Origin of the sequence: Streptomyces sp. GESEQ-4, assembly GCF_017948455.1 — a bacterium.
In the GTDB taxonomy this organism is placed as follows: Bacteria; Actinomycetota; Actinomycetes; order Streptomycetales; family Streptomycetaceae; genus Streptomyces.
The window spans coordinates 999997-1023474 of record NZ_JAFFSU010000001.1; the positions used below are offsets into that span (position 1 = coordinate 999997).

Below are 23478 nucleotides of genomic sequence, written 5' to 3' on the forward strand. Positions count from 1 at the left end.
GATCCAACGCCGGAAGCAGGTGATCCCATGATCTCCGAGGTGGTGTCGGTGCCCGCTGCCCGTGTGACGCTGGGCGGTGAGCTCACCGTGCCGGAGGCCGCGCGGGCCGTCGTGCTGCTCCCGCACGGGGTCGACGCCTCCCGGCACGATGCGCCCAGCCGGTCGATCGCCGCGCGATGGCACACAGCCGGGTTCGCGACGCTGTCGGTCGATCTGCTCAGTGAGCTGGAGGAGCGCAGGGACACCCGGGTGGGTGAACAGCGTTTCGACGTGGGCCTGTTGGCCCGCCGCTTGGCGGCGGCTGTGGACTGGGTCGGGGCGCAGCCCGGCACCCGGGCCCTACCGGTCGTCCTGTGCACCGGGGGTACCCAGGCGGACACCGTGCTGGAAGCCGCCGCCGAACTGCCGGACCGCGTCCTGACGGTCGTGCTGTGGGGCGGACGGCCCGATCCGGAAGCCGAGACGATCCGGCGCGTCCGCGTACCGGTGCTGTTCATCGTCGGCGGCCAGGACCCCGGACAGCTGCGGCTGACCGAGGAAGGCGCCCGTCGCCTGACGGCACCGCACACCGTCCGCCTGGTGCCGGAGGCCACCCACCTGTTCGAGGAGCCTGGTGCGCTCGACCAGGTCGTCGTGATGGCGACGGAGTGGTGTGACGAGCAGTTGCGGTCCTCGCGAGCAGCACCGCGCTGAGCGACCGTTCTCGTCTCGGGGACGACCGCGCACGCGGACAGGGGGACGGCAGACGGGGGAACTCGTGCGTCCCGATCGGCCGCACATCGCATGCGGGCCGAGGCAGTCCGCATGCGGTGCCGGGCGACACGAGCTCCGCGGAACCGAGCACGTGACCTGCCCGCTCCGCGCGAGCCCTGAGCGACTGTCACCCGCCAAGAACGGTACGGAGAGTCATGGATCACGACACCTTCATAGGGCAGGTACAGGCCCGCGCCCGGCTGGACAGCCGGGGCGCCGCAGAGGCCGCCACCCGGGCCACCCTGGAAACCCTCGCCGAGCGCATCCCCACCGCACTGGCGGCCCAGCTGCCCCGCGAGGTCGGTGAGCATCTGCGCCGCGTCGCCACCGCCCCGGACCAGCCGGAGACAGGGCTGCGGATGGACCACCACGTCTTCCTGGACCGCGTCGCGACACGCGCCGGAGCGCACACCGCGAGGGCGGCCCACGAGGCTCGGAGCGTCGTGGAGGTCGTCGGCGAAGCCACCGAGGGTGGCGTACTGGACCGGATCCGTCAGGCGCTGGACGACGCACTCGCCCAGCTGCTCTTCGCCGGAAGCACCGGCAGCGTCACCTGACGCCGCATGCGAGACCTCGCTCAGGTGCCGGGAGTCGGCTCGATGGTACGAGCATGAGGAAGCACCGACGTGCGGTCACCGCGAGGCACATGGCAGGTGCGCGTCCGGGTACTCGGGCCGCCGTATCACGCTCGGGGACAATGCGTTGTCTCCGTGCACTTTCGATGCATCCGAGGGGACCGACCGTGACTGACTACTCTCCCAATGGTGCCGCGTCCGCCGCTCAGCTGGCCCTGCGTGCGGTCGTCGAAGGCGGCGCCGGCGAGACAGAACTCGACACCCTCGCCGACAGCGAAGTGCTGGTTCCCACAGGCGCCGCCACCGGGACGCAGCCTCCTGGGACGGTGAATCTGCCCGTCTATGAGCAGCAGGACGGCACCGAACTGGTGCCGGTGTTCACCTCGCAGGCCCGCCTGCGGCAGGCGTTCCCGCAGATCACCGACCATCGGATGATCCTGCTCGGCGCGCTCGCCCGCCGCTGGCCGTCCGACGAACTTGCGCTCGTCATCGACGCGGGCACGCCGGAGGAGCTGGCCCTGACGGCTCAGGGGGTGAGGGAGCTGCTGGACCGCGGCATGGACTGAGGTCCGTCACGCGCTGGTCATGCGGCAGAGGTGTCCTCACGCAGGGACCGGCCCAGCTGGTCGCCGACCTGGCGCCGGCTGTCCCGGAACTTCTCGACGCCCTCCGCCTCCAGGGTGGCCATGACGTCGTCGTAGTCGATGCCCGCCGTGCGCAGGTCGTCGAGAACCTGCCGCGCCTCGTCGTAGTGGCTGCGCACGGTGTCACCGCGCAGGCGGCCGTGGTCCGCCACCGCGTGCAGGGTGGCCTCGGGCATGGTGCTGACCACCCCGGGAGCGACGGGCTCGACGACATAGCGGGTGTCGTCGTAGGCGGGGTCCTTGACGCCGGTGGAGGCCCAGAGCGGACGCTGCGGGCGGGCTCCGTCACAGGCCAGGGACACCCAGCGGTCCCCGGCGAGCATCTCCTCGTAGCGGCGGTAGGCCAGCCACGCGTTGGCGATCGCCCGCGGCCCCGCGCAGCCGTTGCACCGATGCGTCGGGCTGCTTGTCGGGGTCCCAGGGGCTGTGGGAGTGAATCCCTTCACCGACTTCGAGAACCTGTGGCGGGACATGAGCCACGCGTTCGAGCGCGGGGCGGGCCCGGTATGGGGCGGCGGCTGGGTGTCGGCGGTCGAGGAGGACGAGACTGAGGACGCCTACGTCGTCCGGGCGGAACTGCCCGGTATACCGGGCGAGAACGTTTCCGTGGATGTCGACGACCACGAAGTGCAGATCTCCGGTGAGCTGACCGAGGAACAGCAGGGCCGGGTGCTCTCGCGCCGGTCGGCCGCTTCTTCTACCGCACCAGCCTGCCCAGCGGGGTGGACGGCGAGAAGGTCGAAGCCGACCTGACCGACGGCATCCTGACGGTCCGGCTGCCGAAGAGCGGCACCTCCAAAGCGAGGCCGGATCTCCATCGGAGGCACGGGATGGCGCCCGCAGATACGAGTCCGGGCGGCGCACCGTGTCGACGGCAGCCGGTCGGGTACCCGGCGGACGCGGCGGAGCGCCGAAGAGGATTGACGATGCCATCGACATGCTGGACGGGACGGGGCGCCAGGTATGTGTGGTGGTCGAAGCCGGACAGGTGGTCGTCGGTCTCCTCCATCACGAGGACGCGGCCTCACGCTCCGAGGGAATCGTCGAGGACGCCATGCGGCCGGGGCCCGCGACCGTACGGGCCGACGAGCCGCTCGTCCCGCTGCTGGAACGCATGACGCGGGCCGGTACGGACGCCGTCCCGGTCACCGACCCGGAGGGGCGCCTGCTCGGCCTCCTGGAACGCGAAGACCTCGAGCGGGCGGTCGTCAGGGCCTCGACCGGGACGGAGCCTCGCACCTGACCAGCGAAGAGGACGGAGTGCCATGTCCCAGGAGGAACCCCGCACGAGCGCATCTCGCGGCACCGATCGTGGCTGCCTGGTCGTCGGCGTCGACGACACGTCGTACTCCTGGCTCGCGGCGGACTGGGCGGCTTCGGAGGCGGAACGGCGCGGCTGTGGGCTGAAGGTCGTCCATGCCGTCGGCCGGGGCGTGGACGCCGCCTACGGTGAGCCACTGGAGCTGGGTCTCACGGAGCGGGCCATGGAGGCGGCCGTCGGCGTGCTCGACGACGCCCGGGCGCGGCTCGTGGTCGGACATCCCGGTGTGCCGGTCGAGACCGAGCCCGCGCGGGACGATCCGGCCGAGGCCCTGATGAGCGCGGCAGTGGATGCCGATCTGATCGTGGTCGGCACGCGCGGGCGCGGTGGTTTCGCCGAGCTGCTGCTGGGCTCGGTGAGCCGGAAGGTGGCCGCGCACGCCGACCGGCCGGTCGTGGTGGTGCGCGGGGACATGGTGAAAGCCGTCGGCAACGGCATCGTCGTGGGCGTACGCGACGAGCGGGACGAGGAAGCCGTACGGTTCGCGCTCGCCGAGGCGGAGCTGCACCGGGCCGATGTGCGGCTGGTGCACTCCTGGACGCCCCTCGCCCACACCGGCCTCGTGACATGGCAGGTCAGCCATCTCGATGAGGAGCGGGACGCCCACGCCCAATTGCTGAACCACGCCGCGCGTCCCGTCGCCGAACACCCGACGGTCCACGTGGACACGGAGCTGACCGTCGACTCGGCCGCCGCGGCTCTGGTGAAGGCGTCGGACGGGGCCGGCCTGGTGGTGCTTCCGCGCCACCCGGTCGAAGGCAGGTTCGGGCTGCTGCTGGGCTCGGTAGTGCACGCCGTGCTGCATCACGCGAGCTGCCCTGTTGCCGTCGTACCCGTGCACTAGCCGGACGTAAATTCGATCCCGGCGGTGAAACGACCAGGCGTGCGTTCACCCGCTGGTCCGCATGTGGCCCGTGCCCGGGGCGGAGGCCGAGGTGAGCCAGGTGGTGACCCGGTGACGTCGGAACTCATGACGATCCCGGGTTGTGGAACTCTCCGGTGGGTCCGTCGTCGGCGAGGGGCGCGAACTTGACGAGGACCGCGGCACCTTCGCCGACCGCGCGGGTGCCCCGTCCCCGGTTCATGTCGGTGGCGACGTACCCGGGTCACTGTATTGATCTTGATGTGGGCGGCGAGATCGGGATCGGCGGCGAACGCCCGAGCGTTCTGGAGCGTGAGCATGTTCAGGGCCGTCTTGGACCGCGTAGGCGATGCGGTGAGCGGCGTCGCCGCCGAAGTCCGTTCCGGCCGCGGTCAGCGACAGCGAGCCGGTGGTGCTGGACACGTTCACGATCCGTGGGTGCGCGGAGCCGCGCAGGAGCGGCAGCATCTCGTGCACCATGGTCGCCGCACCGAACAAGTGGCCTGCGTGCTGTCAGTGCCCCTTGAAACTCCCCTGTGCCGCGTCGGCGCGATGCCGATCGGGAACTCGAAGCCTCAGGTCTGGCCAGTGGCGAGCTCGCGGAAGTACTGCCGCAGCGACCGCGGCTCCCGCCCCAGGACGGTGCGCAGTACGAGCGGGTTCCCGCCGGCCAGACTGTGCCTCTCGTAGTGGTCCAGCATGCGCAAGAGGCCGTCGCGCTGGGGCCCGGCGGGGAGCTGGGCTGCGAACTGCGTCCGGAGACCTGCTGTGCCTCGATGTTTCGGTCCAGCACCTCACCGGCGACGGCGGCGGTCTCTCGACCGTCGGGCATGCCGGGTGCGCACAGCTCGAACGTGCCGTTGCGCAGCTCGTCACCGGTCATGGCCAGCGCCGCGACCTCGGCGACATCCCGGTAATCGACCCAGCAGAACCGGGCTGTCACCGGGTAGGGCATCGGCAGTCGGCCGTGCTCGACCACATCCGCACACGGGAAGGCGTCGTCAGGTTCCTCGACCCCGACAGGACCAAGATCAAACCGACGTGTTGATTCCCGGCAAGCCCTTACAGCTCTCGAGGCTTCCGCGCCTACCTGCGACGACGCGGCATTGCGCGCACCATCCCCGAGAAGACCGACCAGTGACGGCACCGGCTGAGGCGCGGTGGCCACAGCGGCCGACCGCCAGGGTTCGACCGGGGGACCTACCGGCGGCGCAACATGATCGAGCGCTGCTGCAACCGACTCAAGGGCTTCCGCGGTATCGCCACCAGGTACGAAAAGACCGCCACTTCCTACCAAGCGGCGGTCACCCTCGCATCGTTCCTCCTCTGGGCAAGATCCGTTTGAAGAAGGACCCTAGTAGGTCGGACTCCCATCCGATGGTGCCGATGGTGACGGACTCACGGACCACGTGGGTTTCGATGAACACCCGGGCCTCGGTCAGTTCCTTGAGGTGTTCGGGGGAGACGGTTACGACCCGGAACCCCTGCTGCGGCGCGAAGGTCGCCAGTCCTTGGCCGGCCAGGCGGGGTAGGGCCTCCCGCAGGACCCCGCTGCTGGCGCCGTAGTTGCCCTTCAGTGCTTCCACGCGCAGACGTGAGCCGGGCGCGAGGCGCCCGTTGAGGATGTCCGAACGCAGCCGTTGGTAGATCTCCTCGGCGCGGCTCATGGAGGGTGGGCCAGTCGGCGCGAATCCGGGGTAGGACTTGCCGAGGGAGAACTGCGGCACACCGTGAACAATGTCGGCCTGGACTCGCACCACAAGCAGTTGGATCAGATGAGCCTCGAGGAGTTCGAGCGGGTGGCCCACGTCAATATGGGCGGGACCCTTCCTGTGTATGAAGTACGAGCTCCCCGCTCTGGAAATCCGTGGCGGCGGGGCGATCGTCAACGTCGCTGCCAACGGCGGTCTGTACACGATCCCCATAGCCCTTGCCTACGTTGCCGCCAAGCACGGTGTAGTCGGCCTGACCAAGGTCGCCGCGGTGGATTACGCACCGCGTGGTGCTCGCGTCAATGCGGTCTGCCCCGGCCCGACCCGCACACCCGGGTTCGAGCGGGTGGCGGCCGGCACCGACCTGATCGCGATGCAGGAGGCGATCACCCCGCTGGGCCGGATGGCTGAACGACACCGTCTTCGTCCTCGTCCACGGAGCCTGGCACGGCTCGTGGCAGTGGGCGGCGACGCAGCGGGCGCTCGCCGGTCTCGGTGCCGCGAGCGTGGCCGTCGACCTGCCCGGGCACGGCTTCAGTGCTCCTCTGCCCAGCGGGTATCTGCTGCCCGGACGTCCCGGCCTGCTGACCGAGAGATCACAGCTCGCCGGCGTGACGATGGACGACTGCGCCGATGCCGTCCGTGACACGCTGCGGCGGGTACGCCGCTATGGCCGTGTCGTGCTCGTGGCACACAGCGCGGGCGGTGGCCCTGCCTCGCTGGCCGCGGAGCGCGCGCCCGAGCTGGTCGACCGTCTCGTCTACCTCTCCGCGTTCGTCCCGGCCGGCCGTCCCCGGTTCTTCGACTATCTCAGCGCGCCCGAGAATGCCACCGCACGGGGGCAGCACCTCAACCTCGGTGATCCCGGAACATTGGGCGCCGTACGGATCGACCCGCTCTCGCCGGACCCCACCTACGTCGAGGAGCTGCGACAGACCCACTACCACGACACGCCCGCCGACCGCTTCGACCGCTGGCGCTCCGCGCTCAGCCCTGACCTTCCGCTGGCCGTCCCGGCGACTCCCATCACCCTGACCGCAGCTCGGTGGGGCCGGCCGCGGGTGACTTCATGTGGCGCTGTCGCCGGACGCGTACGGCGTCAGTGCGTCACCGAACAGTTCGCGTTGAGCGGCCTGGATTTCGGCCTCGCTCAACGGCTCCTGCTCGGCTTTGTAGGCGGCCACGATCTCGGCGAGGCCGTCCATCGCCAGCTGATGCCGGACCGCAGCGGTCACGTAGGCGGACACGCCGCGCTTGCCGGTGCGCGTGCGCAGAGCGCCGAGGAGTTCCAAGGGCATCGACACGGAGCCTCGCCGATCTGGCAAACATGCAGATCAGAAGGGCCCGACTCTTCGGAGTCGGGCCCTGGTTTTTCCCGTGCGGGATGGTGCCGCGAGCCGCTGCCACGTGCCGCTCTACGCGCGTCGCCTGCCGCGCGGAATACGACGAGGGCGAGCCGTGGACGGCGAACCGGTTCCGCCGCAGCTACTCCGAACGGCAGGTCGCTCCCTTCGCCGGGTGGAAACGAGTTGAGGAGGACTACTCGTGTGCTCCAGCTTCAGGCCGGCGCGGGACGTGGCTGGTGAGGGGACCGGGCTGAACCGGGACGGGGTCGCGGGGTGGTGGCGTCTGCGGGGACACGGCCGAGGCGTTGGAGGAGTCGGGCGCGCAGCGGATCCGTGTCCGGGAGACCGAGTTCGCGGGTGACGGTCATGGCCTGGGTCCAGGCGGCGCGGGCTGTGTCGGGGGCGCTGCCGTGGTGGATGTCGCCGAGGCGGATGAGCCCGGCGGCTTCGCTGTGGCGGTCTCCGGTCTGGTGGAACAGGCCGATGGCCTGCTGGTAGTAGTCGACGGCCTGGGAGTGCTGGCCGAGGTGGTGATGGATGTAGCCGAGGCTGTCCCAGATGTGGGCCTGCCCGTTGAGGTCTCCGGTCTCCTGAGCCAGATCGAGGGCCTGGCTGCAGTGTGCGAGGGCTTGGCGGTGGTTGCCGGACTGGGCGAGGATCCAGCCGATGTGGTTCAGGGCGGCGGACTGCCCGGCCCGGTCCTCGGCGGCCCGGTGATGCGTGAGGCTCTGCTGAGCGTGGCCGAGTGCCTGCTGGTGGTGGCCCAGGGACTCGGCCATCCGGGACAGGTGCTGGTGGATGCGGGCCTGCCCGGGGTGGCTGGCGACTTCGCGGAACAGGTCCAGCGCGAGCAGGTAGTGCGCGCGGGCGTCGTCGGGACGGTCCAGCCGGTCGTGGGAGAGCCCGAGACCTCGGTGGGCGTGGGCCTGTCCGGCCTTGTCGCTCTGGCGCCGGGCGGCGTCCAGAGCCGTGGTGTGGACAGTGGTCAGCGTCCGCCAGTATCCGTGCCGGTCGAGATAGGTCGTGAGCGCTGAGGCGAGCCGCCAGGTATGGATGTCGAAGCCGGCGGTGGGCGCCTGCTCCACGGCGGCGAGGAGGACAGTGTGCTCGGCGGTGAACCAAGCCTGTGCCTGCCGGTGGTCCGACAGTGCCCCGGGTGTGGCGCCCGGCTGGGCGGGTGGGAGGGGAGTCGGGTTGGGCCGGGGAGTGAGCAGGATGTCGGCCCTGTGGGCGGTGTGCAGGTAGTGGTCCAGCAGTCGGTGCGCCGCGGTATGCCGGGCGTCGTCGCTGTCGTGCGTGGAGACCAGTTCGGCGGCGTAGGCGCGCAACAGGTCGTGGAAGACGTACCGGCCGGGCGCGTGTTCGGTGAGCAGGTGTCCGCGGACCAGTTCGGCCAGCAGGACACGGGCGCGCGCTGCCGGTACGTCGGCCAGTGCGGCGATGGCCGGCAGCGTGGCGTCAGGCCCGGGCTGCAGGCCCAGTAATCGGAAGAGCCTGGTGGCCTCGGTGCTGAGCGCATGGTAGGACCAGGAGAACACCGCCCGCACCTGGCTGGTCGCCTCCCCGGCGTCCAGGGCGTCCAGGCGTCCGTCGGCCCGGCGCAGCTCCCCGGCGAGCGCCGCGAGCGGGAGACCGGGCTGGGTGGCGGCGCGGGCGGCAACGATCGCGAGCGCGAGCGGCAGGCCCGCGCACCGGCCGACGATCTCCCGTACAGCGGCGGGTTCGGCCTCCACCCGGTCCGCGCCCAGCCGGCCGATCAGCAGCTCCCGTGCCTCAGTGGAACCGAGCAGGCCGATGGTCAGCAGATGGGCCCCTTCGGCCGCGGCCAGCCCGGTGAGCGATTTCCGGCTGGTGATCAGCGCCAGACACCCGGGTGCTCCGGGCAGAAGCGGACGGACCTGTTCGGCATCGCGGGCGTTGTCCAGCACCACCAGCACCCGCCGCCCGGCCAGCAGGCTGCGGTACAGCCCGGCCTGTGCCTCCAGACCGGCAGGGATACGGGCCGGCGGCACCCCGAAGGCGTCCAGGAACCCCCGTACCGCCTCTGCCGGGCTCATCACCGACCCGCCGGGAGCGAACCCTCGTAGATTCGCGTACAACTGCCCGTCAGGAAAGGCCCGTTGGGCCCGACGCGCCCAGTGCACGGCCAGTGCGGTCTTGCCCACCCCCGCGGTGCCCGACACTGCCGATATCACCACCGCCGACGGCTGGTCCGCCGCTGAGGCGAGGATTTCCTCAAGCCGGGCGAGTTCCTCGTCGCGGCCGGTGAATCCGCGTACGCCCATGGGTAGTTGTGCGGGGATCTCTCCCGGCCACGGCACTGTTGTCCCTGAGGATGGCCGCGCCGGAGGAGGAGCGGAGGGCGTGGCCCCGACCGGCACCCGGGGAGTCGGCCACGGGGAGGGTTCGGACAGGCCTCCCCGTAGGATCGCCTGGTGTACCTCCCGCAACCCCGAACCGGGGTCGGCTCCTAGCTCCTCGGCCAGCTGCTGCCGGATGGCGGCGTAGCAGTCCAGGGCCTCCGCGCCACGTCCGGCGGCGTGCAGCGCCCGCATCAGCGCCTCAGTCAGAGGCTCCACCAGCGGATACTCGGCCAGCAGCTCGGTCAGCGGGCCGATCACAGCAACAGGATCACCGACGCGCGACTCCATGTGGGCCCACCCGACGACAGCGTCCACGCGCTGCCGCCGCCATGCCTCGCGTACACGCGTCGCCCATTGCCCGCCGAGCCCGGCCAGTGGTTCCCCGCGCCACAGTCCGAGCGCCTCGCGCAGCAGCGCCGCCCGGGCCTCATCAGTCCGCCCCGCCTGCCGGGCTTGGCCGACCAACTGCCGGAACCGGTGTACGTCCACCTGGTTCGGGCGTGCCTCCAGAACGTACCCGCTCGAACGGCGCACCAGGCGTAACCCAGGATCCCCTTCGTCTCCGGTCTGCTCACACACCCGGCGGAGCCGGGCGATGTGGGCATGCAGTGCGCGCCGGGCCCCGTTCGGCGGATCCGCGTCCCAGACCCGTTTGATCAGTACGTCGGCCGCGACGGGCCGGCCGGTGTCCACCGCCAGCGCTGCCAGGACGGACCGGCGCTGTGGTGGCCCGATCTCCGTTGTCCGGCCCCGTACCGACAGTTCCACCGGACCAAGAAGCCGCAATTCCGCCACGATGTACGCACCCCCCGTGCAGATCTGCTTCACAAGTCGCGCACACTCTCACGCTGGGCGACAACCTATCGACAACGTACTGACCCACACGCGGACTTCAGTCTGGTGAGGCGGAAACGGCGACCACGCACGGGCGGCGCTCCGCACACGGGGAGCGGCGCCGTGAGGAGCCGGGGAGTCGTACGAAGCGGGCGGTCCGCCTGCTGGGGGCCATGAACGGATCTTCGAGCCGGCGTCGCGATCACGGCCCGGACCGGTTTTGTGTCCTTCCAGGCTGTCGTCCACGGCCCGACCGTCGGTTCGGGGCGCTCACCTGCCCTGGCAGCGGCACCGCTGCCAGGGCATCGACCTACGGGGGCATCCGTCAGATGGCTGGGACGACAAGGCCAACGCGCACCAGGCCGGTGGGCGCCGAGACAGCGCCCATGACCGCCGTGATGATGCCGACAACTCCAGGAGGGCGGCAAGCATGACCTCTGGCGGTACGACGGACGCGACGGCAGCGGGCTCGGTGATCTCCTTGCCGCAAGGAGGCGGCGCGGTGAGCGGCCTGGGGGAGAAGTTCACCCCCGACCTGTTCACGGGGACGGGGAACATGTCAGTGCCGTTGACGGTGCCCGCAGGGCGCCAGGGAGCGACACCCACGCTGTCCCTCGAGTACAGCACCGGCGGCGGTAACGGACCGTTCGGCCTCGGCTGGCGGTTGAGCCTGCCCGGGGTGTCGCGGAAGACGTCGCACGGGGTTCCGAGGTATGTCGACGCCCACGGCGAGGGTGACGAACCGGCAGACGTGTTCGTGATGGCGGGCGCCGAGGATCTGGTGCCGGTCGCAGGCAGCTACCCGGGCCGGGTGCGGTACCGGCCTCGTACCGAGGGACTGTTCGCCCGGATCGAGCACGTCAGGGACGCGACGGGGGACTACTGGGAGGTCCGGAGCAAGGACGGCTCGCTCACCAGTTACGGGACGCCGCGCCCCGCGGAAGCGCCGGAAACCTGGAAAGACCCCGCGGTGATCGCCGACCCGGGGGATGCGAGCCGGGTGTTCGGCTGGCGGGTGACCGAGACCGTCGACGCGCCCGGCAACCTGGTCAGGTACACCTACCGTCCAGACGCGGGCACTGGGCAGGGACGGCTCGGGGTCCAGCCGCTGCTCGCGCGGGTTGCCTATGCCGACTATGGCGACCAGGCCGAGCCAGTGTTCCTGGTCACCGTCGACTTCGCGTACACGTCGCGCCCTGACCCGTTCTCCGACTACCGGGCGGGATTCGAGGTGAGAACGTCGTTGCGCTGCGAAACGATCCGGGTGACGACACATGCCGCGGACGGAGTGCCGCGGACGGCGCGTGAGTACCGGCTCGCGTACGAGCAAGCCGCGTTCAACGGGGTGTCGCTGCTCGCGAGCGTGACCGCGGTCGGCGTCGACGAGTCGGTCACGGCCTCGGGCGGCAGCCGGAGTGACGGGCCGGCGGAACCGGCAGATGTCCCGGGGCCTGGCGACGGACCCGGTGGCAGCGGCGTTCCCGGATCCGCTCCGCGGTCAGCGACGGCCGTCACAGCTCCTGCAGAAGAACCGCTGCCGCCGTTGGTGTTCGGGTACTCGGCCTTTGACCCGGGCGGGCGCAGATTCTCCCCAGTGACCGGCCCCGGCTTCCCGGCCACCGCGTTGAACAGCCCGACGCTCGCCTTGGTGGACCTGCACGGCGCCGGCCTGCCCGACATCGTGGAACTCGGCGCGGCCGCGCGAGTGTGGCGCAATATGGGCGGCGGACGGTTCCAACTACCGCGCTCGATGGCCGAGGCGCCCCCGTTCTCGCTCGGCGAGGCGGGCGTGCGATTCCTGGACGCCGACGGCGACGGGCGGCCCGACCTGGCCGTGCCGTCGATGGGCAGGACAGGAAGGGACACCGGCCCCGCAGCGGGCTACTTCCCGATGGCCTTCGCGGGCGGGTGGAGCCGCCGCGCCTTCACGGCCTACCCGCAGTCCCCGAGCGTGAGCCTCGCAGACCCGAAGGTGAAGCTGGTCGACCTCGACGGCGACGGGCTGACCGACGTGTTGCGGTCGGGCACTCGGCTGCAAGCGTGGTTCAACGACCGCGATCCCCGCCTGGCGTGGCGGCGGACCGCGGTGAGCAACGGCAGTGGTCCGCAGGTCGACCTCGCCGATCCGCACGTGCGGCTGGCCGACATGACCGGCGACGGTCTGCAGGACATCGTGCTGCTGCGCAACGGGAACGTGTCCTACTGGCCGAACCTGGGGCACAACAGCTGGGGGGCGCAGGTATCCATGCGCCACGCGCCGCGCCTGCCCGACGGGTACGACCCGCGCCGTGTGCTGCTGGGCGACGTCGACGGCGACGGCGCCGCCGACCTGCTGTACGTCGACAACGGGCGGGTGTTGCTGTGGGGCAATCAGTCCGGCAACGGCTGGAGCGAAGCGCCGGTCGTCATCCGCGGCACCCCGGCGGTGGCCGACATCGACGGACTCGAACTGTCCGACCTGTACGGCACCGGGATGGCCGGGCTGTTGCTGAGCCGGGCGGCGGGCGTCTTAGGCGGGCCCCAGGCGCGATTCCTCGACTTCACCGGCGGAGTCAAGCCGCATCTGCTCACGATGATGGACAACCGACTCGGCGCCGTCACCCGGGTGACGTACACGCCGTCGACGCAGGAGTACCTGCGCGACGCCGCCGATCCGGCCACCCGATGGCGCACCACGCTGCCTTTCCCCGTACACGTGGTGACGAAGGTCGAGGTCGCCGACCGGATCTCGGGCGGCACGCTGGCCACCGAATACCGCTACCGCCACGGCTACTGGGACGGCATCGAGCGTGAGTTCCGCGGGTTCGCGCTGGTCGAGCACCTCGACACGGAGTCGTTCGCCGGGGCGGTCGGCGCAGGCGTGCCGGAGGGCCACTACGCGCCGCCCGTGCTCACCAGAACCTGGTTCCACTCCGGTCCGGTCGCCGCCGACGAGGCCGGGGACTGGACCGAACTCGACCTCAGCCACGAGTACTGGCAAGGCGACGCACCCATGCTGTCCAGGCCCGCCGGGCAGGTCGCGTTCCTGGCCGGGCTGGAGCGCCGCGCCCGCCGCTCGGCACTGCGCACCCTGCGCGGGCAGGCCCTGCGCACCGAGGTATACGCGGTGGACGGCAGCGCGCTGTCCGACCGGCCCTACACCGTGACGGAGACGCTGTCGGGCGTGCGGGAGGAGGCCGCGGGCGGCGGGCCCGACCGGGAACGCGTCTTCTTCCCGTTCTCGCTCGGCGGGCGCACGACCCAGTGGGAGCGCGGCCCCGAGCCCATGACCCAGTTCACCTTCCCCGCCGGACACGACGCGTACGGGTTTGCGACCGGGGAGGTCTCCATCGCCGTGCCGCGCGGCCGCGACCCGCTGGCGGGCGCCGCGCCGGCCACGGTGCCCGAGCCCTACCTGGCCACATATGCGACCACGGAGTACGCCCGCCGCGACGACGCCGACCACTATCTCGTCGACCGGGTCGCCAGGACATCGAGCTACGAGGTCATCAACGACGGCGGCCTGCCGGTGCCCGCCCTGCGGGACGCGGTTCTGGCCGGCCCGGTGACAGGGACGGGACTGTCGCTGCGGATGACTGGACATACCCGTACGTACTTCGACGGTGAGGCGTTCGTCGGGCTGGCCCTCGGCGTGCTGGGTGAGTACGGCCTGCCGGTGCGCACCGAGTCCCTCGCGTTCACCGACGCATTCCTCGACGACCTGTACCGGGCCGGCGACCCGCTCGCGGTCGGGCCACGGCCGGTAGTCCTGGGCCCCGGGCCGGTGAGCGGGTGGCCGGCGGAATATCCGGCCGAGTTCCGTGCCGCGCTACCGGCCCTGGCCGGGTACCGGCGCTATGCCGTCGGCGACGTGCCCGGATCGCCGGGCGGTTTTTACGTGGTGTCCGGCCGGTACCGCTACGACGTCCATGTCCCGGGCCGGGTGCCGCGCGGCATGCCGGTCGCCACCCTCGATCCGGTCGGCGCGCAGAGCACGATCGACTACGACGAGCACGACCTGCTGGCGGTCCGCACGGTTGACGCCGTGGGCCTGGCGGTCTCGGCGGTCAACGACTACCGGGTTCTGTTCCCGCGCGAGGTGACCGACGCCAACGGCAACTCCACCTCGGTGACGTTCTCCCCGGCAGGGCTGGTCACCGCCCAGTACGTGCGCGGCAAGAACGGTGAGGGCGACCGCGCCGCGCCCGGTGTGCGCACGGTCTACGACCTGCACGCGTTCGCCGGGCGCGGCAGGCCGGCCTCAGTGCGCAGCATCCGCCGGGTGCACCACGACACCGAACCCGATGTCGCAGCCGGACAGCGGGACGAGGTGATCGTCTCGGTGGCGTACTCCGACGGCTTCGGCCGGGTGCTGCAGACCCGGTCGCAGGCCGAGGAGACACTCTTCGGCGATCCGGCATTCGGCGGCAACGCCATCCCGGCCGGCGACCTCACGCCCGTGGGTGACTCGACGGGCCGGACCAGGGCGCCGGACAGCCCGGACAACGTGGTCGTGTCCGGCTGGCAGGTGTACGACAACAAGGGCCGGGCGGTGCAGAAGTACGAGCCGTTCTTCTCCGCGGGGTACGACTACGCGCCGCCGCTCGACGCTCAGCTCGGGCAGAAAGTGATCATGTTCTACGACCCGCGCGGGCGGGTCGAGCGCACGGTGAACCCGGACGGCAGCGAGCAGCGTGTCGTCTTCGGTATCCCGGCCGACCTGGCGGATCCGGACCACTATCTGCCAACGCCGTGGGAGTCCTGCACCTACGACGCGAACGACAACGTCGGCCGCACCCACCCCGCGCAGGCACAGCCGTACGCGAGCCACTGGAACACCCCGTCCGGCGTCGAGATCGACGCGCTCGGCCGCGCGGTCACCGCGGTCGAACGCAACGGCCACGTGCCGGCCGACTGGTTCATCACCTGCTCGGCGTACGACATCCAGGGCAACCTGGTGGCGATCACCGACGCGCTGGGCCGCGAGGCGTTCCGGTACTCCTTCGACCTGGCCAGGCGTCGTTGGCGGACAGACAGTATCGACGCCGGCCGCCGCGACACTGTCCCCGATGCCCTGGGGAGCGTCGTCGAGAGCCGCGACAGCAAGGGCGCGCTCATCCTGGGCGCGTTCGACCTGCTGCACCGGCCGACGCGAGTCTGGGCCAGGGACGACGCCGCCGGCCCGGTCACCCTGCGGCAACGCATCGACTACGGCGACGCCGGCACGCCCGCCCAGCGCCCCGTCGAACGGGACGGCGCCCGCATCCGCAACCTGCTCGGCCGGGCGGTCCACCACTGGGACGAAGCCGGGTACGTCGCCACCGTCTCTGTCGACTTCAAGGGCAACGCGGTGCAGAGCACCCGCACGGTGATCGCCGACGCGCCCGTCCTGGCCACCTACGACCGGGCGGCCACCGCCGGCTGGCAGGTGCAGCCGTTCCGGGTCGACTGGACGCCCGGCCCCGGCCAGACCCAGGCCCAGCGCGACGCGCAACTGCTGGAGCCGGTCGCCTACGCCACGTCCGCCCAGTACGACGCCCTGAACCGTGTCAAGAGGCGCTTCTTGCCCACCGACGTGGAGGGCAAGCGGCACGTGCTCTACCACACGTACAACCGCGCGGGCGCGCTGGAGCAGGTGCAGCTCGACGGCACCGTGCACGTCAAGCGCATCGCCTACGACGCCAAGGGGCAACGATCGCTGATCGCCTACGGCAACGGCGTGATGACCCGCTATGCCTACGACCCGCACACGCTCCGCCTGGTCCGGCTGCGCAGCGAGCACTACAGCCAGGTCGATGCGACGACATACCGGCCGGCGGGACCCGCTCTGCAGGACCACGGCTACGACTACGACCTGGCCGGCAACCTCATCACCCTGCGCGACCGCACACCCGGCAGCGGCATCCCCAACAACCCCGAGGCGCTCACTACTGACGACGCCCGGCTACGCGCTCTGCTCGGCAGCGGCGACGCGCTCGACCGTCACTTCACCTATGACCCGACCTACCGGCTACTGACCGCGACCGGCCGCGAACACCAGGCGCCGCCGACCGGGGACGCGTGGATCGATCTGCCCCGCGGCACCGACGCCACCAAAGCCCAGCCCTACACCGAGACCTACCGCTACGACCCTGTCGGCAGCATCCTGCGACTCGCCCACGCGGGTACTGGAGGCTTCACCCGCGACTTCACCGTTCCGGCCGACAGCAACAGGCTGCACCGGATGACCGTCGGCACGTCGCCGTACGACTACACCTACGACCCGAACGGCAACCTGACCGCCGAGACAACGAGCCGGCACTTCGCCTGGAACCACTCGGACCAGCTCGTCACTTTCGCAACGCGGACAGCCGCCGCTGAGCCCTCCGTGCATGCCCACTACCTTTACGACGCCACCGGGCTGCGCGTGAAGAAACTCGTCCGCCGGCAGGGCGGCGCCGTCGAGGTGACCCACTACCTCGACGACGCCTTCGAGCACCATCGCTGGACCGGACCGCGACCCGGCACGAACAACCACGTCCACGTCATGGACGACCGCCAACGAGTCGCTCTCATCCGGGTCGGCGCGGCTCACCCCGACGACCGCGGCCCAACCGCCGCCGTCCACCTCGCCGACCACCTCGGCAGCGGCACCACCGTCGTCGACGGCGCCGGCGCACTCGTCAACCGTGAGGAGTACACCCCGTACGGCGAAACCAGCTTCGGCAGCTACACCCGCAAGCGGTACCGATTCACCGGCCGGGAACGCGACGAGGAAAGCGGACTCGCATACCACCACGCCCGGTATTACGCGCCGTGGCTGGCGCGCTGGTCGACTCCTGACCCACTGATCCTCAGCCGTGATGCGTTCGCTTCGGGGAATGGCCGAGCGGTACACGTATACAGCTATTGCGCAAATTCCCCGCTGGTGGCTGTCGATCTTGACGGTTTGGACGTCCATATCCTGGTGGACACATCCGGTCGGGACATAGACAAGGCAGCCGTAGCGACCAGAAAGCATGAAATTGAATCATCGGCTTCATATGATTCGAACACCGATGCGATCTACACCCTGACTGTCCACGACCTGGGCAAGATGGGAGAGAAAGTCGCCGGTGTCGTCGCCACTGCGAAGAAGGAAAGACGTGGCGAGACGGTTGAATTCTCCGTCTGGGGTCATGCGGGCGCCGATGGGCCTGTTGGGGACGATCTCACCAGTGGCAAATTCGCACTGGAAAAGAAGCAGATGACACTCGACGGATGGAAGGCAATCGATTACAACTGGAAATGGGGTGATTCATTTGCCGCCTTCTATGGGTGCAAGGCGACCTTCGCTGATTCTTTCCTCAAGTCGCAGGAAACAAAAGCGCTGGGGAAGGCTGGTTTCTTCGAGACGGCATCCTATCCGTCTCTGTCTCCCACCAAGTACATGAATAAGATGGAGATTCGCCCGTGGGGCGTCGATGACGTGGCCAAGGGGATTGCGCATGGTCGACTTCGCGTGTCGGCGGAAGTGGGAATCTGGTACCTGGGCATCGACAAGTGGGAACATCGGAAGGGAACCGCATTCAGTACGGATGCCGAAGTCACGCCGATGACGTGGCGCTACAGCACCCTTCCCTACTTCCTGCCCGCCGACCCGCCGCCGGCGCCCGCGAAGGGATCTGGCGATAACCCGGCAGTCAAACCCGAATCGCCATCCGGGTCCCGTCAAAAAACGAATCCGGGTTCGCCGCGGGACCGGGTCAGGTGAAGCATTCAACTAAACGGTGAGACGGCTACAGGCAACAGGGGGAGAATTCCGTGAGCGTTACCGTACAGATCAATTCACCAACCGCGAATGCGGTGGTGGGTCGCACGGTCACCGTGACCGCCCAGGTGAACGGCCTCGTCGCGCAGAGTGGTGACCACGACCCGTACGACATTCTCAACACCGTGATGGTGTCCGTCGCCGGGCTGCCCGCGGTGCAGGCGAGCAGTGCGGGCGGGGCATGGACGGCCCAGGTGCCGCTGCCGACATCCGTCGCGCCGGGCACGCAGATCTCGGTCACGGTGACCGCCAATTACCGTGCGATTTCTTTCTACATCCCGTATCCCGAGCAGTACCCCGACCTGTGGTCGGCGAATTCCATCGCGCTCAGCAGCTCCCAGACCGTCCAGGTGCAGACGGCGTTACCGCCGGCGTTCACCTGGGTGACCCCTGCCGGCGGCAGCACGGTCGACCTGAAGGAGGGGGGCGCACAGGTCGCTGTCCAACTGAACATCACGCGTGCCCAGCGCCTGCCGCTCACGATCGCCATCACACGGGACGGTACGACGACGTCCGCGCCTTTCACCGGCGGCTCCTCGTACCAGGTGCTGGTGAGCCTGGTGCCTATGCCGCTCGGGGCACGGTCCATCACCGTCACCTGTAGTGATCCCGACGGCCTCACCGCGACGCAGACCCGCTCACTCACCGGCCGGGACGCGGCGCCGCCCAGGTTGCAGGTCGCGGCCACCACGACAGTCGTCGGCGACGCCAACGGTGCCGCGACGGCATCCCTGCAAGGGACGGCGCCCGACGCACAGAGCGGCATGGTCGGCGGCAGCGCCAAGGTGGAATGGGCGCTGTCCGCCACCGGCACCAGGACGGCGGCGAAGCCGGTGTCCGGGAATGACTTCAGCAACTGGACGGCGGATGTACCTCTGTCCGGGTTCGGCGCGCACACCGTCCACCTGTGGGCGACCGACAACGCGGGCACCACGGCGGCCAAGGACATCCAGGTCACGGTGATCAGCTCGTACGTGCCCACGACGCTGGAAGAACGGCTCGACGAACGCGAATATCTCGCCGCGCTGTTGTCCTTCGCGCACGAGCAGGTCAACGTGCCCGGCCCGCCCGCCGCTCCGCTGGACACCGCGACCCTGGCCGCCGCACTCGGGCAGCCGGTCGACCGGCTCAGCCAGCCGCTGTCGGCAGCGGCCGACCGAGGCACCCGCGAAGTCAACCAGCTGCGGATACCGGTGGAGCTCCTGAGAGCCCGCATCGCGGCCACGAACACCCCCACCGGCCCAGGCGGCAACCTGGAACTGCAGTACCGCACCACGTCCTACGCTTCGCTGCTCGCAACCGCCGGAACGTCCTATGCGGAACTGCGGCTGGCGCGGGGCACCGACACCGTGACCCGCCAGGCGCTCGCCGCCCGGCTCGGCATCAGGCTGTCGGCAACCGCGCCCGACGAGCTGGACCAGCTGCTCATCGACAGCCCCGCCCTCACCGAGACGGCGCTGGAGACACTGTTCGGCCTGCCGTCGACCACCGCTTCCGACCCGCTGCGCGCCCCCGCCGTGCCGCTCCTGCTCAGCTGGCGACTGTCCGCCCAGTCACTGGCCTGGGCCGCGCAGGACCAACACCCCAACGCGCCAAGGGCCTTCGGAGTGCTCGCCGACCCTGACGTGATCAACGCCACCGACGTGATCAGCGGCCCGGTCGGCGATCCCGTCCGCAAGCTGCTGACGGACCGGGCTCAGGCACTGGCCACGTTCACGGGCACCCTGTCGGCCCTCAGGCCGGGCAAGACCCCGGCGGCCGGGCTGGGGGCGATGCTCGCGCTGGCGCAGCCCGGCCTCGATCTCGCGGCTCTCGCGGCCAAGGACGCACAAGGCATCGACATCAACGGCACCCTGACCGCGCAGGGCCTGACGCGCGCCGACTTCGTCCACCTCAGGAAGCTGAGCGCCCTGGCAGGCACCGGGACCGTCACCACCGCCGAGTGGGACGACGGGCTCGCCGTACTCACCGCTGCGCACAAGAGGCGGAACCTGTACCCCTCCTGGCGGGCGGCCGAGTCGGGCTTTGTACTCTCGCCGGACTTCTTCGTCCGTGGCGGCACCGGGCCCACGCCCAGTCCGTACCGGTCAGAGGGGGATGCCCGCGCAGAATGGCAGAGTGTGCTGCGGGCCAGGATCGCGCAGCGCCAGGACCTCATCGACGCCAACGCGCAGGCCGTGGCGGCGACCGAACAGGCCGCTCTGCCCGTCCTGCGCGACGCGTTGCTCACCGACCTGGCCACCGGCACCGCCATCGGCAGCGTGGGCGAGGCGTTGTCCGCGCGGTACTTCGTCGACATGCTCGCGGGCGGGACACTGCGCACCACCCGCATCAGGCAGGCCGTCGAAAGCGTGCAGTCGCTGCTGTCGGCGAAACGGTCGGGCGAACTCGACGCGGGCCACCCGGCGGCGGGCTGGGCGCTCAAGAACGGCGTCGACACCTTCGCCGCCGCCTGGGCGTGGCTGGGCGAACAGGGAAGCTGGCAGGCGGCCACCACGGCCTTCCTGTTCCCCGAGCGGCACCTAGACCCCACCCTGCTGGTCCCGAGCACCAAGACCATGACGTCAGGATCGTCACAACTACCCCTCGACATCCTCTTCGCCCAGATCAGCGCGCCGGGGGCCACGTTCACCGCCGGGACCGCTGTCAAGCTGGCGGCCGATTATCTGGTGGCGAAGAATGTCAGGTTCCCCGCCGCGTACACCTATCTCGATCCGCAGCGCACTCTCGACCACCAGACCAAGCTCGCGGACGATCCGAACCGCCCGGAGGAGCCGGTCCGGCGTGAGGTCTACTGGGTGGTGCCGATGCTGCTGGCCCAGCGCCTGCAGACGGCCGGGGACTACCGGGCCGCGCTCGACTGGTACTGGACCGTCTATCCGTACGACCGCGTCAGCCCGAAGTCCATCTACAGCCGGATCAACAGCGAGACGATCTCCAGTCCCGACCTGACCTTCCCGCCGGGCTGGACGGCCGGTCTCGACCCGTTCACGCTGGTGGGCTCGGCGTCGGCCAAGCGTCCGAAGCCTTACACCCGATACACCCTGCTGTCGATCATCAGGTGCCATCTCGACTACGCGGACGCCGAGTTCGCCCGGGAGACCGACGAGTCGGTCGCGCATGCCCGCACCCTGTACGTCACCGCACGCAGGCTGCTCGACTCCCCGGCTCTGGTGCCGCAGAAGCCGACGAACATCGGGGAGCCGGCCCTGCCGATCCCGGAACTGGTCATCCTGCGCACCCGGGTGGACATGCAACTGGCCAAGCTGCGCCAGGGCCGCAACATCGCGGGCATGCCGCGGGCGCAAGGGCTCGCGGCCGCCACGGTCAGCCAGCCGACCCCGTACCGCTTCAAGGTCCTGCTGGAGCGGGCCAAGCAACTCACCGCGCAGGCCGCCCAGATGGAGGCCGGCTACCTCGCGGCCCTGGAGAAGTACGACGAGCGCAACCTGCGCCTCTACGACGCGCTCAAGGCGGTCGACCTCAGCGCGGCGCAGGCCACGGTGGCGGCGAGCCGGGTCGGCGAGGCCAAGGACGCCGCCACGGCGGCGGAGGCCCAGAAGACGAAGGCCGACACGCTGGTCACCACTTACACCGCCGCCATCGAGGCGCCTGCGAACCAGTACGAGCAGGACCTGCTGGACAGCTATGCCGACATGCGCGACCTCAGAGACCGCATCTCGGAGACCGATGCGGCGATCGGTGTCCTGCAGGCGGCTTCTCAAACGGCCAGCATGTGGGAAACGGTTTCCTCCTTCGGGCTGAAGGTGGGGCTGGCTGCTGGGATCTCCGCGGCCACCGTGACCAAGGCCGTCTTCCAGCACCAGCAGAACGACCTCGAAGCGCAGATGCAGGCCAACCAGTTGCGGGCCGGCGTCGAACAGCGCAAGGACGAGTGGCGGCGCCAGGTGGTTGCCGCCCAGCAGGACGTGCAGATCGCCGGGGCACAGATCACCGTGGCCAAGGACCAGGTCGCGATCGCCCTGGGGGAACAGGCCGTCGCGGCGCTGCAGCACGACCAGGCGATGGGCACCCTGACGTTCCTCAACGGACAATTCACCAACGCCGACCTGTACCTGTGGATGAGCAACACGCTGGGCGGGGTGTACCGGTACTTCCTGCAGCAGGCCACCGCGACCGCCCGGCAGGCGCAGGCCCAGCTGGCGTTCGAACGGGCGGAGCCGGCCCGGGTCCTGATCCGTCAGGACTACACGCAGTCGCCCGCCGAACTCACCACCAACGCGGGACCCAGCCGCCAGGGCCTGACCGGCGCCGAACAGCTCAGCGAGGACCTCACTCGCCTCGACGAGTACGCCTTCACCTCGGCCCGGCGGCGGTTGAACCTGACACAGACGCTCTCGCTGGCCCGGCTCATGCCGGTGGAGTTCCAGGAGTTCCGGCGCACCGGAACGCTCGCGTTCACCACGCCCACGTCGCTGTTCGACGCCGACTTCCCGGGGCACTATCTGCGGCTGATCCGACAGGTGCGGGCGAGCCTGGTGGCCCTCGTCCCGCCCGACCGCGGAATCCGGGCCACGCTGTACTCCAACGGGATCTCCCGGGTGACCACCGGAGGCGACGGCACCTTCCAGGATGTCGTGGTACGCAGCGACCCCGGCATCGTCGCCCTGACGTCGCCGGTCAACGCCAGCGGGGTGTTCGAGCTCGACGCCCAGTCGGACATGCTGCTGCCGTTCGAGGGCAGCGGTGTGGACACCAGCTGGGAGTTCCGGTTGCCGCCCGCTGCCAACCCGCTCGATTTCTCCAGCATCGTCGACCTGCTGGTCACAGTCGACTACACCGCCGCGTACGACGACACCTACCGCGACCAGGTGGTCACCAGGCTCAACGCCAACCGGGACCGGGGCGCCGACTGCGTGTTCAGCCTGGCCCGCGACTTCCCCGACCAGTGGTACGACCTCAACAACCCGGCTGACCCAGCGGCCAGGTCGGCGACGCTCGCGCTGCGCGACGTCGACTTTCCGGTCGGGATCGACGACCTCGCCGCCGCCGCCGTCGCCGTTCGCCTGTCGAGCGACGCCACGGTCCCCGAGACCACGATCTCGCTGCGGCATGGTGCTGCCGGGGGCACGGCCACGGCAACCAACGGCATGGCAAGCACCCGGCGTGGCAACGCCACGGCCTGGACGTCGTTCCTCGGTACCAGCCCAGCGGGGGACTGGCAGCTCAGCTTCGGCAGCGAAGCCAGTGCCCTGTTCGATTCCGGCGCGCTCGACGACATCCTGCTCGTCCTGAGCTGGACCGGGCAGGGCCCTGCCTGGGCGCGCTAGTGCTGGATT

At 70.2% G+C, this 23478-nt stretch carries 12 protein-coding genes and 3 pseudogenes; 10 read left to right on the top strand and 5 right to left on the bottom strand.

Going from position 1 to position 23478, the window contains the following annotated elements; translation table 11 throughout:
• Nucleotides 1–27: 27 nt before the first annotated feature.
• From KCH48_RS04540 to KCH48_RS04550, 3 genes are all read left to right on the top strand, one after another.
• Nucleotides 28–693, top strand: a complete 666-nt coding sequence (locus KCH48_RS04540; protein WP_210570612.1) for a dienelactone hydrolase family protein — start codon at nt 28–30, stop codon at nt 691–693.
• A gap of 215 nt (nt 694–908) precedes the next feature.
• Complete coding sequence (locus KCH48_RS04545; RefSeq protein ID WP_210570613.1) at nt 909–1310, top strand: DUF2267 domain-containing protein; 402 nt, start codon at nt 909–911, stop codon at nt 1308–1310.
• A 185-nt stretch (nt 1311–1495) separates the two neighbouring features.
• A complete protein-coding gene (locus KCH48_RS04550; protein ID WP_307840800.1) occupies nt 1496–1894 on the top strand; it encodes an SseB family protein in 399 nt (132 codons plus the stop codon).
• 17 nt (nt 1895–1911) lie between these two features.
• On the opposite strand, the gene KCH48_RS04555 is transcribed toward KCH48_RS04550, so the two are convergent.
• On the bottom strand, nt 1912–2418 hold the full coding sequence (locus KCH48_RS04555; RefSeq protein WP_374104642.1) for a transaldolase family protein: 507 nt from the start codon (nt 2416–2418) through the stop codon (nt 1912–1914).
• Nucleotides 2419–2443: 25 nt separating this feature from the next.
• On the opposite strand from KCH48_RS04555, the pseudogene KCH48_RS43130 reads away from it, so the two are divergent.
• The 3 genes and pseudogenes from KCH48_RS43130 to KCH48_RS04570 form a co-directional block, all read left to right on the top strand.
• A pseudogene (locus tag KCH48_RS43130) lies at nt 2444–2712 on the top strand (Hsp20/alpha crystallin family protein); the annotation flags it as partial.
• A 197-nt stretch (nt 2713–2909) separates the two neighbouring features.
• On the top strand, nt 2910–3215 hold the full coding sequence (locus KCH48_RS43370) for a CBS domain-containing protein (RefSeq protein ID WP_246884714.1): 306 nt from the start codon (nt 2910–2912) through the stop codon (nt 3213–3215).
• Between the two features lie 22 nt (nt 3216–3237).
• Entirely contained in the window at nt 3238–4137 is a 900-nt protein-coding gene (locus tag KCH48_RS04570) for a universal stress protein (protein ID WP_210570620.1), read from the top strand.
• A gap of 593 nt (nt 4138–4730) precedes the next feature.
• On the opposite strand, the gene KCH48_RS42825 is transcribed toward KCH48_RS04570, so the two are convergent.
• Nucleotides 4731–4856, bottom strand: a complete 126-nt coding sequence (locus KCH48_RS42825; protein ID WP_282615094.1) for a hypothetical protein — start codon at nt 4854–4856, stop codon at nt 4731–4733.
• Nucleotides 4857–5459: 603 nt separating this feature from the next.
• Nucleotides 5460–5963, bottom strand: a complete 504-nt coding sequence (locus KCH48_RS04580) for a GntR family transcriptional regulator (RefSeq protein WP_374104643.1) — start codon at nt 5961–5963, stop codon at nt 5460–5462.
• 28 nt (nt 5964–5991) lie between these two features.
• On the opposite strand from KCH48_RS04580, the pseudogene KCH48_RS43375 reads away from it, so the two are divergent.
• Together KCH48_RS43375 and KCH48_RS04590 are read left to right on the top strand one after the other, a co-directional pair.
• A pseudogene (locus KCH48_RS43375) lies at nt 5992–6219 on the top strand (SDR family oxidoreductase); the annotation flags it as partial.
• 55 nt (nt 6220–6274) lie between these two features.
• Nucleotides 6275–6931, top strand: a pseudogene (locus KCH48_RS04590) (alpha/beta hydrolase); the annotation flags it as partial.
• Between the two features lie 3 nt (nt 6932–6934).
• Here the strand turns inward: KCH48_RS04590 and KCH48_RS04595 are convergent.
• Both KCH48_RS04595 and KCH48_RS04600 read right to left on the bottom strand, forming a co-directional pair.
• A complete protein-coding gene (locus KCH48_RS04595) occupies nt 6935–7165 on the bottom strand; it encodes a hypothetical protein (protein WP_210570623.1) in 231 nt (76 codons plus the stop codon).
• A gap of 260 nt (nt 7166–7425) precedes the next feature.
• Nucleotides 7426–10404, bottom strand: a complete 2979-nt coding sequence (locus KCH48_RS04600) for a BTAD domain-containing putative transcriptional regulator (protein ID WP_307840803.1) — start codon at nt 10402–10404, stop codon at nt 7426–7428.
• A 436-nt stretch (nt 10405–10840) separates the two neighbouring features.
• Between KCH48_RS04600 and KCH48_RS04605 the strand changes: the two genes are divergently transcribed.
• Entirely contained in the window at nt 10841–18121 is a 7281-nt protein-coding gene (locus KCH48_RS04605; protein ID WP_210570625.1) for a SpvB/TcaC N-terminal domain-containing protein, read from the top strand.
• Nucleotides 18122–18171: 50 nt separating this feature from the next.
• Complete coding sequence (locus KCH48_RS43145; RefSeq protein ID WP_210570627.1) at nt 18172–23469, top strand: neuraminidase-like domain-containing protein; 5298 nt, start codon at nt 18172–18174, stop codon at nt 23467–23469.
• Nucleotides 23470–23478 lie beyond the last annotated feature (9 nt).

Coding starts and splice junctions, on each gene's coding strand:
- KCH48_RS04605 (WP_210570625.1), top strand. CDS start 10,841: ATGACCTCTGGCGGTACGACGGACGCGACGGCAGCGGGCTCGGTGATC.
- KCH48_RS04540 (WP_210570612.1), top strand. CDS start 28: ATGATCTCCGAGGTGGTGTCGGTGCCCGCTGCCCGTGTGACGCTGGGC.
- KCH48_RS04545 (WP_210570613.1), top strand. CDS start 909: ATGGATCACGACACCTTCATAGGGCAGGTACAGGCCCGCGCCCGGCTG.
- KCH48_RS04570 (WP_210570620.1), top strand. CDS start 3,238: ATGTCCCAGGAGGAACCCCGCACGAGCGCATCTCGCGGCACCGATCGT.
- KCH48_RS04595 (WP_210570623.1), bottom strand. CDS start 7,165: ATGCCCTTGGAACTCCTCGGCGCTCTGCGCACGCGCACCGGCAAGCGC.
- KCH48_RS42825 (WP_282615094.1), bottom strand. CDS start 4,856: ATGCTGGACCACTACGAGAGGCACAGTCTGGCCGGCGGGAACCCGCTC.
- KCH48_RS43370 (WP_246884714.1), top strand. CDS start 2,910: ATGCTGGACGGGACGGGGCGCCAGGTATGTGTGGTGGTCGAAGCCGGA.